This is a genomic window from Algoriphagus ornithinivorans (genome assembly GCF_900115305.1).
GTDB classification, from domain to species: domain Bacteria; phylum Bacteroidota; class Bacteroidia; order Cytophagales; family Cyclobacteriaceae; genus Algoriphagus; species Algoriphagus ornithinivorans.
In genome coordinates this window covers 182,044-197,767 of the sequence record NZ_FOVW01000003.1, presented here as the reverse complement: position 1 = coordinate 197,767, position 15,724 = coordinate 182,044, and the positions used below count along the sequence as shown (strand labels likewise).

Genomic DNA, 15,724 nt, shown 5'->3' with positions numbered 1-15,724 from the left:
AGTTAGTTTAGATTTTTTGGATTATCATAAAAATAAAGGTTTAAGTCCCTCGAAAGCCCAATTTCTATTAAATAAGGAGAGGTGAAATTATTGTATAGTTTAACCCACTCCTCTTCCTGTTCTTTCAGCTCAGTGACATAGGTTGGCCAATTAGCCAGCACCCTGCGTAACTGCTCATTTCTTATCAATTGGATTTTTTCGGACTGGAGAATATCATTTTGAATGGGATCAAAAGTTGGAGCCATGACTATAGGACTCATTTTTTGAAAAAGAGTATCCTTGCTTACCTCTGTTTTGGAATCGATGTATTGTAAAACTTCCGTCGCACTTGATATTATATTATCTCTCAAGGCAATCTTAAGATCAATCTGCTCAAGATTTGACTCAAATTCTTCTTTGAGTTGTTTCAGAACAGTTTGCTCTTGGATTCGCTCCAATCGATTAGTATTCCAGGTATTAATTTGCAGGGCTATTAAAATCCCAATGGTCACCAAAATAATTTCTCCAAGCGCATAAATCAGGTAGCGAGTTATTCGGTTTTCCTGAAGGAGCTTTTGGCGGATTTTACGAAAAAATGAGATCATGAATCCTTGTGGATAGGAAGTGTAATTTTCATTTCTGTTCCTTTTCCTTCTTCGCTTATGACTCTCAACTCCCCTCCATGCGCTTTAATAATGTCGTAAGAAAGAGAAAGTCCTAAACCAGTTCCCGAGCCTGTTGGCTTGGTAGTAAAGAAAGGCTGAAATATTTTTTCTTTAATGGAATCCGGTATTCCATCCCCATTGTCTTTGACTGAAATTTCCACTCCATATTCGTTCTTTTTGGAGGAGACGATGACTTCAGGTTGATAGCCGTTACTGTTCAGTTTTGCTTTTTCATTGACTGCATAGAATGCATTGTTGATAAGGTTTAAATAAACCCGACCAATATCTTGAGCTGCAACTTTCAGCTTTGGAATACTGGAGTCAAAATCTGTTTTGAAGTTGGCTTGAAAGGATTTGTCCTTAGCTCGAAGTCCATGATAGCTAAGTCGTAAAAATTCATCTGCCAAACCATTGATGTTGGTCAGTTCCCTTTCTCCGGTGCTGGACCTACTATGCTGAAGCATGCCCTTGACGATAAAATCAGCACGTTTTCCATGTTGCTTGATTTTCGCTTCATTTTCCTTGATCGAAGCGGCTATTTCTTTCACCTCATCAAGGTTTCCATTTTTGATTTCATCAAAAAGATCTTCAATCAACTCTTGATTTAGATCCGAAAAATTATTGACAAAATTCAATGGGTTCTGAATTTCATGAGCAATTCCAGCTGTCAATTCACCCAAAGAAGCCATTTTTTCTGATTGAACCAGTTGAGCTTGCGTAGCTTTAAGGTCCTCGTAGGCTTTCTCAATTTCTCGGGCATGAGCCAATTCCTTTTCGCGATTTTTTTCCTTTTCCCGAGCCAGAATCCGATTTGTTTGAAACTTAACTATTCCATAAACCAAAAACCCGAAACTGATCAGGTAGAGCAAAAAGGCCCACCAGGTAGCATACCATGGAGGCAGAATTTTAAAGGTGTATGAAATCTCATCAGAAAATACGCTGAAAGCATTTTTAGCCCGGACCCGAAATGTATAGGTTCCGTAAGGAAGATTAGTGAATTCACGTGAAGTTTGGTCTCCCCAATTTTCCCAATCTTGATCAAAACCCTCTAAAAAAGATTGAAATTGGATTTTATCTTCTCTTACGTAAAATGGGGAAGAATAGGAAAAAGCAATACGATTCCCTTTAAAAGGAATTTCCGGTAAGTTTCCATCCAAAAACTCAGGCAAAAACATTGGACCGGTAGCTCCTGATATGGAGTTAAAGAATAAAGGTACTGGGTAATCGATTTTATAGTTTTTGTTTGGGTCCAGGCGCATTAGGCCCTCATCGGTCCCGATCCATATGACTCCATCGGGCTCAGTATAGCCAGATGCCACTCCAGAGGCTGTGATCAAGTTTACCGGGTATGTTTCTAGTTTATAGCTTCCATCAGGCTGGAGGTATGCGTACCTTTTTTCGCCTTTGAAATCTAAAAACACATTGCCAGTCTCTCCCACGTTTAGCCCGTAAGTATCTAAATTGATATCAGCAACCTCATCAGAAAAACTAAAAATCTGATCTCTTTCAAACTCATTGGCTTCGGTATTAAAAAAGTAAAAACCATCTATTCCTGAAGTGTAGACTTTTCCTGAAATTGGTCCCACAGCTAAGCCTGACAGGCCTCTAACCCCATCATTTTCACTATATTCGACTACTCGAGTATTTGGAATGTCCAGGTTTCCAGAGGCAGTTTCGGTAAAAATCATTCGGTATAAAATACCTGCTTGAGTTCCACCCCAAAGCTCTCCTTTTTCGTTTTCAGCCATGGAATAAACAGCTCTGGAAACGCCTGAAATAGGTCCTATATCCTGATAAGTAAAATCCCCGTTGCTCCCAAGCTCTCTTTTAAATACGTGTATTCCAAAGTTTCCGCTCAAGAATACATAGCCGCTATGCATCTCAGATACTACCACACGTAAACTTTGAAAAGATTCGGTTTCTGGGATTACCGTAGCTTTTGAACCTCTGATTTCATAAAGACCCACACCTGTGCTCAACATTCCATTTTTGTCATTTTGCAAATCAAAAACCTGAGTATTGGTCATTCCCTCTATTTTTTTGACGATTCCATCCTTTTTATCGATATAGAGCACCGTGGTGGAAGTGCCGATATAAAGGTTGTCGTCATATGCAGAAAGAGAAAGTGCATTTCCTATTTCGTAGTTTTCCGATTGAAAGCGGGTGAGAGGTGAAAATATTTCGATTTTGGAAAGGCCATTATTGGTACCTACCCATAAATTAGCAGTATTATCTAAATGGAAGGAATAAACACTTTGATCCGGGATTGAATTTTTAATGTTGAAATGAGATTTGATAGCCCCTTCCCTGTCGATTATGAAAAAACCTTGTCCCAAAACACTCAGTGCATAAGTGCTATCGGGAAGGGCTAATGCCTTGTATAAACTTCGCTGTTGAAGCAAAGAATCAATGGATGTTGGAAAGGGTAAAAAATCCTGTCCATCATATCGATAAAGTCCTCCGGCAAAAGCACCCACCAAAAACTCACCTGAGTCATAGGGAAGCAATACCTGAACTCTGTCATTTCCTAGGAATTCACTACCTTTTATAAGTTCCAATGTACCATTTTCCTCCTTAAAGAGGCCTAAGTTAATTTGATGGGCGTAGTAAGCTCCATCTAGACTAAACCCATACATAAATTCCGTATCGGGTTTCCATATTTTAAGGCTTCCAGATTCATTTCCATTTGGAGGAGTATAAACGAAAATTGCCTCTCTAGCCTGGAAATAGATTTTTCCCTTGCTCTCTCGGATAGACCAGATATCGTTAAAAATAAAATCAGCGGGGTAGCCTTTTAAAAGTGACCGTTCTTTGATTTTGCCAGTGGAATCCGAAACAACAGTTCCAAAATCCCCTAAGGCACCATAATAAAAAGTTCCATCCGATGCCGAGAGCGTGGATCGAATATTGGTATTGAATTCTGTGCTCGGAGAGGCTAAAAGCTCCCATGATTTTCCATCAAAAGCCTGAAGTCCAGAGCTTGTTCCTACAAAAAGTAACCCATCTTTATTTTGATTAACATTCCACACTTGTTGCCCTGCAAGACTTCTACCACCGACCACATAATTTGTATAACTCGGGACCCCCTTGGAGGCATTTATTTGTCCTATAGATGGATGGTTGAACAGGATCACCATTATCAATCCTGAAAATAATCTAGTGAGAGTACTTAAAATGCAAAAATTGATTTTCATAAGATTGATAGGTTTTTACGGACTGGACTAGATCAAGGAAATAGAGGTGAATAGGGTTCTATATTTCCAATTCCACCATTTTATCCAACCAAGGGAAAAGATGAACTAATAAGTATATGGAAATTCGCATTTGAACTTCTTCAGAGAACTAAAAAACAGGAGTTGGTTTATTGAATTTAGATGTTGGGTTTGCCAAAAATTCTTTAAGGCTGTGGTAGTTGAAGCCTACTTAAAGTCTCTGACTAAAATACAAAAACTGCTGTTAAATGCAATAATTTGTATTTGAAATTTCTATAGGAAGTTAAATAAGTTCTATTTTAATTAAATATTTAAGTGAATTTAGGTTTACACTATCCTTTATCTGTTTTCTGTTATTGCATGTTCTCGAAATTCCACTCTTTGATTAAGATAATTTTTCAGGGTAAGGGGAGTAATTATATCGGGATGAATGTGGATAAAAAGTTTCCGAATGAATTAGATTCTTTTCCGATTAGCATTAGCCTCGGATAAATATTTTGGCATTACTCAAGGAGATTAAAATCTACAATAACCAAAGTTTTTGCAGATTTTGACCTGTAAAGTGGTTTCAAAAAATATTATTCTAAAACAAGGCTTTGAAGTAGTTCGATGAGATCGTTCAATTGTATTTTTATAATATTGAGATCATTCACCTTGCCGGTCTCATTTCCAATGAGGTATCTTAAATCTTTTTTTAAGCTTTCGTCTTGGCTTAAGGTTTCAACCACAGATTTGGCCAAATTATAATCAATGGAAAATTCGCAGTTTTTAGGCAAAGCTGTCTGATATCCATTTCTGGATTTGATGTAAATATCATTGCATTTGGCACGGATTTCTGTTTGGATCACATCAGGCATTTTACTCCTTAAATTTTCTCTGTATTTATTTTCAAGGTTGAACACGCCAGAGGATGTCCAATCGATTTCGTAGTATCGGATTAAGGCGGTTTTTAATTTTTCATTTTGAATGAGGTTAATTTGCCCGGATGAAATCAATTCGGTGTATGTAGACTCTGCCGAATAAGGGTCTTGTAGTTGGCTTGCCTGATAAAAGTCCAGTAAATTTTGTAAAGGGTCTTGTTCAGCATCAGATGGATTTTCAAAAATTGCCATGGCACTTTTTCCGTGACTAATTACTTGATTCGAGTAATTTATTGTGGCCTCCATGATTGTTTTTTCCTCCAAAGCATCTTCTAGGAGTCGCCTATAATATTGATATTCTTCGTTCGAATTGATTCGGTTTTGGTTCCAGATGTTGACTTGAAGGGCGATCAGAATCCCAATTGTTACCAGTAAAATTTCTCCAATCGCATAGGCCAGATACTGTGTGAGGCGATTTTGTGAAAGAAGTTTTTGGCGGATTTTTCGGAAAAAGGAGATCATTTGTAAATGGGTAAAGCCACAAACAACTCTGACTGAATCAACCATTGCCCAGACTTTTTGGTCCATTGGGCGGCATAATTTCCTCCTACAACCGGTTCTTCTGAGCCTTCCACAATCCCTTTCCATGTTCCGCTTTCCCAAGCGAGTTGAGTTTCAGGGTTGACGATGATTTCATCGGGAGTTCTTATCCAATACATCCTTGGGCCACTTGCTTTCCTGATATATTCCAAAAGCTCATTTTTTCCTGAAATCAAAGTTCCCGCCCCAGTGGTAATCAAAATACCGTCCGTCAAAAAAGTAGCATTGAGCTCCTCATCAAAAGCACGCAGGGCTGCATTGGATTTTGCTCTGAGCGCAAGAATCTGCGATTCTTCAGATTCTTGCGCAATAGAGCATAGAGACAATAGTATTAATATGATCCCGAAAACAAGTTTCATTTCTTGTCTCTGTAATGATTAAACCAACTCAAAATCGCTGCATTCTTACCCAATAGCATACTTGGTCTATTGACTAAGCCATGAGAGGCATTGGGAATTCTAACCATGGCTGACTCTACACCCTGGAGCTTAAGTGCCGCATAATATTGCTCAGACTCAGAGATAGGAGTTCTATAGTCGTTCTCTCCCGTTAACAACATGGTTGGAGTTTTTACATTTCCCACCAAAGAGATTGGTGATCGTCGGTGATAGTATTCTACATCTTCCCATGGTTTTGCTCCAAACCAGTATTTGGTAAAGAATACCGGATTATCTGCATGCAATACAAAGCTGTACCAATTGATTACAGGCTTCGCGACAACAGCAGCTTTAAACCGATCGGTCTTTCCAATAATCCAGGCAGTCAATACTCCTCCGCCTGAGCCTCCAGTCACGAATAAATTATCTGTATCGATATAGCCTTTTTCTATCACTGCGTCTACCCCGGACATTAAGTCCTCGTAATCATGATTTGGGTAATCGTGGTGTATGGAATTGCCAAATTCCTGACCATAGCCCGTGCTTCCTCTAGGATTGGTGTAGAGTACCACATATCCCGCAGCTGCATAGGCTTGGATTTCATAGGCAAAAGACGGTCCGTACATGGCAAATGGCCCCCCGTGAATTTCCAGGATGAAAGGGTATTTTTTGGAAGGATCGAAATCCGGAGGCGTTACAATCCAGCCTTGGATCCTTTTACCATCAAAACTGGATTCCCACCATAACTCTTCAGTTTGTCCGATTTTTCGGTAGGAGAAAAGGTCGTCATTCAGGCGAGTAATCCTTGTTTTGGTTCCATTGCTCCAAATGGCTAAATCTGCCGGATGTTCTGGACCTCCTTCTGTGAATGCAATTTTATTGTTGGCAGAAACTGAATAAGTTCCGGAATTATAGGGTCTTCCCAAATCCAATCCTCCCAGCCCATCAACTATGGTTCTGACTTTGCCGGTCAGGGCTACATAACCCACTTTGGTATCGCCAAACTCATCATATTGAAAATAGATGCCTTGTCCATTGGCATCCCATTGAGGATTGGAGGCGTCCCTATCCAGGTCTTCCGTTAAATTTTTCACACCGCTGCCATCATTATTCATCACGTATAGGTGAGTGACCTGATATCCCTGAAAAGTGTCATTGTTCCCTGTGTAGGCAATCTTTTTCCCATCAGGAGAAAGCACCGGGCCAGAGTCAGGACCAAATCGGTTAGTCAATGCTTTGATACTTCCATCAGTTAAGTTCAGTTGATAGATTTCTGAATTAGCTGGTTCAAACTCTGCATTCTCTCTCAGATTGGCGGAGAAGAACAAAGACTTTCCATCCTTTGACCACACCGGGCTTCCATAATTGTGGTCATCCGAAGTCCATTGTCTGGCAGTGCCACCGGCTAAACCAATTGTGAAAATCTGTCTGTTTCCAGGTTTTACATAGCCAGCCCCATCTCTCCTGTAGACCATTTCGTCAATGTATATAGGGGCTGCATTCCAGTCCGCTCCTGCAGGTTTTGATGGGATGTTGAGTAGCGATTTTGGAGTGGAAGGTACAAACTGGGTGAAGGCCAAAATCTGATTGTCGTAAGACCAAGAGACAGAGCCCGGAGGAACAGCCGAATTGGTCAGGGCAACGGAGGTTTGGGTATCAAAGTAATGGACGAAAAGCTTGGTCTTGTCATCTTGTTGATTTGAAAGAAATGCAAGCTTGGTTCCATCATGAGACCATACAGGAGCGTAGTCCCGCTGATTTCCCTGAGTGATGGGACGGTTCTGACTTCCATCGCTATTGACAATCCAGAGATTTGAATAGTCTCTGTCAGTCATGATATCCTTAAAATTACGGACATATACCACTTTGCTTCCATCCGGTGATATGCTGGGCTCAGTGACATATTCCATATCGAAAACGTCCAGTGGCTGAAGGGCTGTCTTTACCTGAGCCTCTACTTGGGCAATCATTCCCAGACAAATAATCCAGAGTAAGAGTATTTTTTTCATGTGTTTATCATTTAAATTTTTAGGGCAAATGGAATCTTCGCATGGATTTAATATATCTCTGCTGGTTGCCTTTGTCCCTTCTTGATTTTATATGTTCTTTTTGATTGTTCTCAATTTTTTATTCTTAAAAATAGCAACGGGAATATAGAGTAAAATTAAAACTAGGATAAATATCCCCAGTGCCAGTAGCTCTTTGTTAGTTAATTGAAAGAACACCCAAGCCAAAGCTATAAGTGTGATAAGGCCTATCAGATTTCCTCCAGGAACCTTGAAAATTTTCGGGTCTTGATTTTTGCTATTCCATCGAAGTTTGAGAAAAGCCAAAACTGCCCCAAAATAGATGAGTAGGGAAGCTCCTGTCACTAGCACCAGCAAATATCTAAAGCTCCCTGAAGCAGCAAACCCAAACTCCAGAAAACCCAGAAAAACTATCGCCACAAAAGGGCTTCTATAAGTTGGGTGAATCTTGGAAAAGACATCGGGTAATAAGCCGTCTTTGGCTCCTGCATAAAGAACTCTAGGAAGCAATGTCAAAATAGAGCTGAGCGTACTCCAAACAGCAATAAAAGAAAGGGCTAAGACTATTAAAAAGCCTACTTCACCGAAAAGAGCTTTTGCCAATTCAGCCAAAGGAGCCTCCTGATTGCTAAGCATGGAAGTGCCCAATACACCTTGTGCGGCAAGATGGATGGCACAAAATGCAAGAATCACCAAGACTATTCCGATAATGAAACCTAAAGGGCCTGTTCGGCTGGGATTTTTCATTTCCCCTCCTGAAGCCAAGGCTAGCTCTCCGCCCAGGAAAGCAAAAATCAATAAAATGGAAGCCTCTCCGATTTTCCCAAATTCGGGGAATCCCTGCCAGGCGATATTGGCAGGATCAATTCTTGTAAAACCAAAAATCACCAACAACATCAATGAAACGACTTTGGTCCAAGTCAAAACTTTGATGAAAAGCATACTGTCTTTGATTCCTTTGATATTAAGAAAGCAGCTGAAAATGATAATGGCTCCGAAAAAAGTGATTCTAACCCAAGTCAGCTGGAAAACGGGAAAATAGGTTCCTGCTATGTCTGCCAAAGCATTCATCAAAGCGCCACAAGCCAAGACACCTACTCCCAGCCAATAGAGAATATTAGAAATAAATCCTGCCATAGGCCCAAATGCTCTTTGGATATACACGTACATCCCTCCGGTGTCGGGAATTCTGCTACTCAGCTCGCCGAAACATAGTCCTAAGCAGAGAAATATCAGCCCACAAAAAATGTAGGCCAGGATACTGGAAGGGCCCAAAATTACATAGACCAGAGCGGGTAAAAGAAATATGCCACTGCCTATGGAAATACTTAAAACATTGGTGATGACGCCCATCAAACCCAGTTCTCGTTTCAGTTCTCCTGATTTAATTTCTGACATAGCGTTGACTTATTTTTTGGGTTGGGGAGTTGGAGTTTGTACGCCGACTTTTTTGGACCAAGTATCCCAGTCTTTCAAAAGCTCTTGATATTTTTCTGGAAAAGTGTTTTTCAGGTCATTTTGCTCGATAAGATCATTTTCAAGGTCATATAGACCAAAATTTTCCCTTTCGAAAGGAGTTTTTAAATTCAAAAGCTTCCACTTTCCTTTTCGGAGCATTGCATAGCCCCTATGCTCCAAAGCGAAAACATAAGTGGAATCATGAGCTTCTGACTTTTCATTTTTCAAAATGGGAAGAATAGATTCCCCTACGGGTTTTTGCACTGCTTTCTCCTGAAATTGATCCGGGTATGTGATGCCGGCCAAATCATAAATAGTTGGGGCGATATCCATGACGCTTAGGAAGGAGTCATGGATTTTTCCTTTGACATCAACAGCGCTCCCTGAGATGATTAAAGGGGCAACCATTCCGCCCTCACTGGTAAAGCCCTTATATAGATAAAAAGGAGAGCTTCCTGCCTCCGCCCATTGCGGGCCATAGGAAATAAAGGAGTTTTCTTTTCCCATTTGGGAATATTCGTCTGTGTACAGTCCTTTCAAAAATGGTCCAAAATATTCCGAATAGAAAAAATCTTCTCCAGCAGCTCCATTATCAGTCATGAAAATGATTAGCGTGTTTTCATAGGCTCCTTTTTCCTTTAAAAAAGAGAAAAGTCGACCAATATTTTCATCCAAATTATCCACCATTCCTGCATAAAGCTCCATTTTTCGGGCCTCTTTTTTTTGTTCCTGAGCACTCAATGAGTTCCAAGGTTTGATAGCAGGGTGGAGTGGAGGAAGTTGGGAATTGCTTGGAATCATTCCCGCTTCTTTGAGGGACTCCAATCTATCTGCTCTTAATTGTTCATATCCCGCATCGAATTTTCCTTGGTATTTTTTCCAGTATTTTTCATCTACTTGAAGAGGCCAGTGGGGAGAAGTATAGGCTGCAAAAGCAAAAAAGGGCTGTTGATCATCCAAATTGGAGGAAATATATTCCAGAAGTTTATCCGTGTATAGATCAGTGGAATAGGCTCCCTCTGGCCAATTTGTTTCAACGCCGTTTTCAGTGTAAATGGATTCGGGAGTTTCCGGAAATATCCCACGCGAACTATAATGATTGGCCCCGCCTTCTAAGGTGACAAAGGAATTTTCAAAACCCTTGTTAGCAGGATTAGCTTCTTCCGTCAAGCCTAAATGCCATTTGCCAGCTATGTAGGTGTGATATCCTGCTTCTTGGAGCAAAGCAGGAATAGGAATGACTCGGTCACTGAGTTTGCCTTCATATCCCGGGACATCACTGACCAAATCCTGTGAACCCATTCCTGCCACATGACTGTAATTTCCGGTCAATAGCATGGCTCTTGTGACAGCACAAAAAGGGGCTGTATGAAAGCGACTGAATCGAATTCCTTCAGCAGAAAGTTGATCTAAATTTGGCGTTTCTATATTTCCTCCAAAGGATCCTAAGTCTGCATAACCTAAATCATCGGCAACAATCAAAAGGATATTTGGGGACTTTTTTTGAGGAGCCTCTTCTTTTCTTGAACAGGAAAAAATAAGAAAAAACAAAAATAAATACAGAGTCGCTCTCATTCAGGATATTAGATTCTGTCAGAAGATAAGCATTTCTTATAAAAATCTGCTAATTAGGTTGATCTCCTGTTATATAGAAGTCTTCAGATCCTAATTGGAAAATGGTATGAATAAAAAAAGCTTCCCCAATTTAAAGAAGCAATAACCAGAGTTAAACTGGCATGTTCTGCTCTATTGGGGAAGCTTTTACGGAAGTTATTTAAAGGCTTAGGCACTCACTCTGTTGGGAGCCCAGCTGGCACACATCATACCCGGAGCAGCGTGTTGTGGATTAGCACAATCCTCTCTTTCGTATCTCAAACAGGTAGTGCAATTTCTATCATCTTTCAGCGCTGCCTTCATTTCAAATTGATCGCATGTATAGTTGCCTGAAACCTCTACACCATGTACTTTACATACTTTGTCAGCTTTTAAATTTTCACAGTTCTGACAATTATTTCCTAATCTGATAGCCATAATAGTTTTGTTTAGTTTGAATTCTAATCTAATAGGCTGTTTGCATAGAATCAATTTAAATAGCTGTAAATCAATTAATTGTAATTAGACTGATTTGAAATAAGAAAAAGTTAGAACTTTTTGGAAGGCTTTTAGTTTGGGGTGTTTTTGTCTTTGTTTGTCTGGTTTTCTGCCTGTTAGAAAAAAATGGCTAAAAGTCAGCTTACGAAGGTCTCGCGTGTCTAAGCAATTCGCTAAAGAGTAAATGAGTAGATAGGCAAAACATCTATAAAAGATTGCTTAATCATTGATATTCAGGTGGATCCCTTTATTTGATGCTTTGCAATTGAATATCGTGAAATTTTTGAAGTTGATTTTTCTTTGGTTCAACGTACCACATGTCCAATAAGCCCTTTCCTTTTACTTGTACTTTTCCTCTATGCTCGAAACATAGCTCTGTGTCGTCTTTGATAAGATTATAAGTGAGCTCGGAGATGTTGATTTTATTGAGGCCGCAGCAAGCTTCCATTCGCTGGGCTGTATTTACTGTATCTCCCCAGATGTCATACTGAAATTTTTTGATGCCCACAATACCTGCTACCACAGGTCCCGTGTTTATACCTATCCGCATATCAAATTTGGCTTTGGAGGGAATGGATGGATCAAAGTTTCTTTGATTGATAAAATCTTTGACTTTAATAGCAGCCTTGATTACATCATGTACATTGGATTGATTATTCAATCCCCCGGCTGCCAAATAGGCGTCTCCTATGGTTTTGATTTTTTCCAATCCAAACTCTTCCATGATCAAATCGAAAGCTTTGAAACAAATATTTAATTCATACACCAATTCCTTAGCGGTGAGGTGCTGAGCTTTTTTGGTAAAGTCAGCAAAATCTGTGAAAATGACAGTGACTTCTTCAAAATCCCGAGCTTCTGAGTTTCCCTTTTCTTTTAACTCCTCAGCAACTTTAGCCGGTAGAATATTCAGTAATAATTTATCTGATCTTTCCTTTTCACGCTGAATGATTAAACTTGATTTTTTCACAAACTTGTATCTTCTCCACCAGCCGATTGCTAACACCAAAAAGAGAACACCACTTACCATAAAAATGATGCGTTGATTTCTTGCGACCTTCAGTTGCTCGTCAAATAACAAGGCACTTTCCCTCCTTTCCTGTTCATTTTGAATACTGTCTAAAAGTTGCTGTTTGGCAAATTCATAGTTGAGTTTCATTTGGGTAATGCCCTTGGTATTGGATTCATTTAGTATACTATCCTTCAGCTCTGTGGCTTTCTTTAGATAATCCAACTCTGCTCTGTAATCACCTTTTTCCTCTGCGATTTCCATTAATCTTTCATAGGCCATTCTAATGACTTTGACCTCAGAGGCAGATTGTGCGTTTTCCAGAGATTTTTCGGCATGGATCTGTGCTTTTCGTAGCTCATCTTTTTCTACATAAAGACTTGCCAGCCTATTATGTGTGTAGGCTAAGCCTCTCGAATACCCTAAAGAGTCACGTATTTCCAAGGCACGTAACAAGGTTTTCTCTGCAAGGTCAAGATCTCCTTTGATCGCATAGTTATTCCCCAGATTGCTCAGAGATAATCCTATGGAATAGGGGCTATTGCTTTCATAGGCTTTTTCTAAAGCCATCTGGTGGTAATAAATAGCAGAATCCAGTGGACCGGTATGCTCAAAAATGATGGCTAAATTATTTAGGCTGGAGTGAATTCTTTGAGGGTCTCCTTGAGATTTTTCCAAGGCCATTGATTTTCTGGCGTGGAAAAAGGCTTCTTCATAATCATGCTGATCATAATAAACCAAGCTCATATTATTATGTACACTTGCCAGCCCGAGAGAGTCATCCTTGGCCTCATACATATCTAATGCAATGAGGTGGTTTTCTATGGATTTTTCTATATCTCCAAAAAAGGCATAAATACCAGCTACAAAAGTGTGTGCTCGAGCTTTTTCTCTATCAAGTCCAGCCTCCTGGAATTTGGGAATCAGATCCTCTATGGGCTTAGGATTATAAGTTGAGGGTTCATATTCCTGCTTGGCCATGATTCTGTAAAATTCGCTTTTAATCTGGCCAGTTGAATAGTCCAGTTCCTTGCTGATTTCTAATGCCTTTTCGGCACATTTGATGGCCTCCAGATAATTATAGTCCCCATATTGCTGATAGGAGAGCTCGCAAAGGCTGTCGATTTGGGCAACAATTTGCCCTTGCCCCCTTGCTATAGAGGAGCTGATTAAAAATATCCATATGAAGTGAAATCTAATATTCACCTTTTTGTCTTTTTTGTTTCAAATACTCATAATGGCTATTATCGGAAGGACTTCTGACAATTTTACTTTCCGGTAATGGCCCCAACTGCTGGACTGCCCAATCCATAGCTCGCATCATTTGAGCCAGCTTTTCCGGGTTTTCCTTTGCTAGATTTTGGGTTTCTCCCGGATCAGATTTTAAATTAAATAACAAGGTGTCATGGGGAGCTACAGCTTTCATTCCCGGACTTCCCTGATATCCCCCAAAAGGCCTCTTCACTTTCCATCCTTCCTCATGATAAGCTCTTTGATCTGCTCCCATGTAGTACAGAAATTCGTTCCCCTCCCGGGTTCCGTTTTCAAATAAAACCGCGCTAAGGTCTCTTCCGTCAATGGCTCTATCTTGCGGAATTTCGGCACCAACTATTTTACAAAAAGTAGGAAACCAATCCATTTGAGTGGCTAAGTCTTCATATACCTGGCCGGGTGCAATTTTGCCTTTCCACATGGCTACGGTGGGAACTCTTACTCCCCCTTCAAACGTATATTGCTTACCTTCCCGAAGTGGTCCTGCCGAACCTCCATGATCTTCCATAACCAGCCATGGACCATTATCGGAAGAGAAAATCACCAAGGTGTTTTCCATCAGTCCTTTTTCTTCCAGCTTCCTCAATATCTCCCCTACACTCCAGTCTATTTCTTGAATCACATCTCCATACAAGCCCCTTTCGGAACTTCCCTCAAACTCCGGCGAAGCGTAAATTGGCACATGGGGCATGTTGTGAGCCAGATAGAGTAAGAATGGATTTTCTCCAGCGTCTTCGATGAATTGCAGGGGTTTCTCGGTGTAGGTCTTGGTCGTAAACCGCTGATTAACTTGAATCGAGTCCACTTCAAAATCTTTGAGATAGACTACCGACTCCATATCATTGCTGTAAGGGATGCCGTAATAACTGTCAAAGCCTTGATTCAAGGGCAGGAACTTTTCCATGTGCCCTAAATGCCATTTTCCCACAATGCCTGTTCGGTAGCCTTTCTCTTTTAAAATCTCTGCAAAAGTGATCTCCTCCTGATCCATTCCGGTGAAGCTTTCCGGGAAAAAAACTGAGTTGATGCCCATTCTCTGAGGCATTCTACCTGTTAAAAGGCCGGCTCGGGAAGGACTGCAAACAGGGGAGGCAGAGAGAAACGAAGTGAATTTGATCCCCTCTTTTGCCATTCGGTCAATATGGGGAGTCTTGATATCTGTAGCTCCGAAGCAACCTAGATCGCCGTAGCCTAAGTCGTCCGTGAAAATAAAGACGATATTAGGAAGCTCGCTTTTTTGTTCTGTAGGGAGCGTCTCCTTACAGGCAAAAAATAGCAGTGAAAAACAGAAAATCAGACTGGATTTTTTCATGTCTTCTAAGGATTAGGCGGGTTTAACCAAGTCATCTTGAGGATATATACATTTTCTTTTGGTCGATCCCGGGAGTCAGTTGCGACAGCAGCGATTGCATCTATTACTTCCATGCCGGATATGGTTTGCCCAAATACCGTATAGTTTTGGTCCAAATGAGGCGTTCCTCCTATCTCTTGGTAAATTTTCCTATGATGCTCTGGAATTGTGTATGAATCAAAATCTTGAGTTTTTATTCTGCTTTCCCATCGACTTGCCAATTCAGCTTGCAGTAAACTATCCTTGGACTCTCTGGCCAGTTCAATAGAGTCGAGCAAGCTTTTGTTATTGGGATTATTGACAGCAAAGTGTCTTTGTAAAAAGGAATTGATTCTTCCTTCATTATGTGTTAAGAGACTGTCATTTTGGACTTTTCCCTGAACCAAATAAAACTGTGTACTGCTAGAAGCCCTCGCAGGATTATTGGTTCTGGCAGCTCCCAGCGCTCCTTTTTGATGAAAGAGTTCAGGGTGGATTTCTGCCGGAATTTGGTAAGGCAAATCTGCGCTTCCTAATGGGTCTCCTATAACAGCTTCTTTGCTTTTGATATCTCCGGCCTGAACCATGAAGTTCTCAATCACCCGGTGAAACAAGAGGCTGTCATAAACATTTTCTTGAACCAATTTCAAAAAATTATCACGATGCAATGGGGTTTCGTGATGGAGTTCGATAATGATTGATCCATGGCTAGTTTGGATTTCAACCTGTGGCCTGAGTTGAGCCTTGGCAGCAAACACTGTCAATGAAAATACAAGAATTAAAAATGCTCCTTTTTTCATCTGTTTATTATTTGTTTTTTAGAGATCAGATGGAATGCCCAGGATAA

11 protein-coding genes are annotated in these 15,724 nt (G+C 40.4%); all 11 read right to left on the bottom strand.

The genetic code is table 11. From position 1 onward, the window contains the following. Positions 1–2 precede the first annotated feature (2 nt). The 11 genes from BM073_RS05255 to BM073_RS05205 all read right to left on the bottom strand — a co-directional run bounded on the left by BM073_RS05255 (position 3) and on the right by BM073_RS05205 (position 15,677). Positions 3–584, bottom strand: coding sequence for a DUF6090 family protein (locus tag BM073_RS05255; protein ID WP_091651451.1), 582 nt, complete (start codon positions 582–584; stop codon positions 3–5). Further along, positions 581–3,838 carry a sensor histidine kinase gene (locus BM073_RS18305; protein ID WP_091651449.1) on the bottom strand — a complete coding sequence of 1,086 codons (3,258 nt, stop codon included), beginning with the start codon at positions 3,836–3,838 and terminating at the stop codon, positions 581–583. The genes BM073_RS05255 and BM073_RS18305 overlap by 4 nt, the downstream gene beginning before the upstream one ends. A gap of 596 nt (positions 3,839–4,434) precedes the next feature. After that, positions 4,435–5,304, bottom strand: coding sequence for a hypothetical protein (locus BM073_RS05245; RefSeq protein ID WP_139217443.1), 870 nt, complete (start codon positions 5,302–5,304; stop codon positions 4,435–4,437). Continuing rightward, positions 5,235–5,675, bottom strand: a complete 441-nt coding sequence (locus BM073_RS05240) for a nuclear transport factor 2 family protein (protein ID WP_091651444.1) — start codon at positions 5,673–5,675, stop codon at positions 5,235–5,237. Before BM073_RS05240 ends, BM073_RS05245 begins: the two co-directional genes overlap by 70 nt. Further along, entirely contained in the window at positions 5,672–7,702 is a 2,031-nt protein-coding gene (locus BM073_RS05235; RefSeq protein WP_091651440.1) for a S9 family peptidase, read from the bottom strand. The genes BM073_RS05240 and BM073_RS05235 overlap by 4 nt, the downstream gene beginning before the upstream one ends. 87 nt (positions 7,703–7,789) lie before the next feature. Further along, entirely contained in the window at positions 7,790–9,118 is a 1,329-nt protein-coding gene (locus tag BM073_RS05230; RefSeq protein WP_091651437.1) for an APC family permease, read from the bottom strand. A 9-nt stretch (positions 9,119–9,127) separates the two neighbouring features. Next, entirely contained in the window at positions 9,128–10,753 is a 1,626-nt protein-coding gene (locus BM073_RS05225; protein ID WP_091651434.1) for an arylsulfatase, read from the bottom strand. Between the two features lie 207 nt (positions 10,754–10,960). Beyond that, the gene (locus tag BM073_RS05220; RefSeq protein WP_091651431.1) at positions 10,961–11,209 is read right to left on the bottom strand and encodes a hypothetical protein; all 249 of its coding nucleotides are present in this window, start codon (positions 11,207–11,209) and stop codon (positions 10,961–10,963) included. A gap of 307 nt (positions 11,210–11,516) precedes the next feature. Then, the gene (locus BM073_RS05215; RefSeq protein WP_091651429.1) at positions 11,517–13,481 is read right to left on the bottom strand and encodes an adenylate/guanylate cyclase domain-containing protein; all 1,965 of its coding nucleotides are present in this window, start codon (positions 13,479–13,481) and stop codon (positions 11,517–11,519) included. After that, positions 13,471–14,859, bottom strand: coding sequence for a sulfatase family protein (locus BM073_RS05210; RefSeq protein WP_091651426.1), 1,389 nt, complete (start codon positions 14,857–14,859; stop codon positions 13,471–13,473). Before BM073_RS05210 ends, BM073_RS05215 begins: the two co-directional genes overlap by 11 nt. A 5-nt stretch (positions 14,860–14,864) precedes the next feature. Beyond that, positions 14,865–15,677 carry a peptidylprolyl isomerase gene (locus tag BM073_RS05205; RefSeq protein WP_091651423.1) on the bottom strand — a complete coding sequence of 271 codons (813 nt, stop codon included), beginning with the start codon at positions 15,675–15,677 and terminating at the stop codon, positions 14,865–14,867. Positions 15,678–15,724 lie beyond the last annotated feature (47 nt).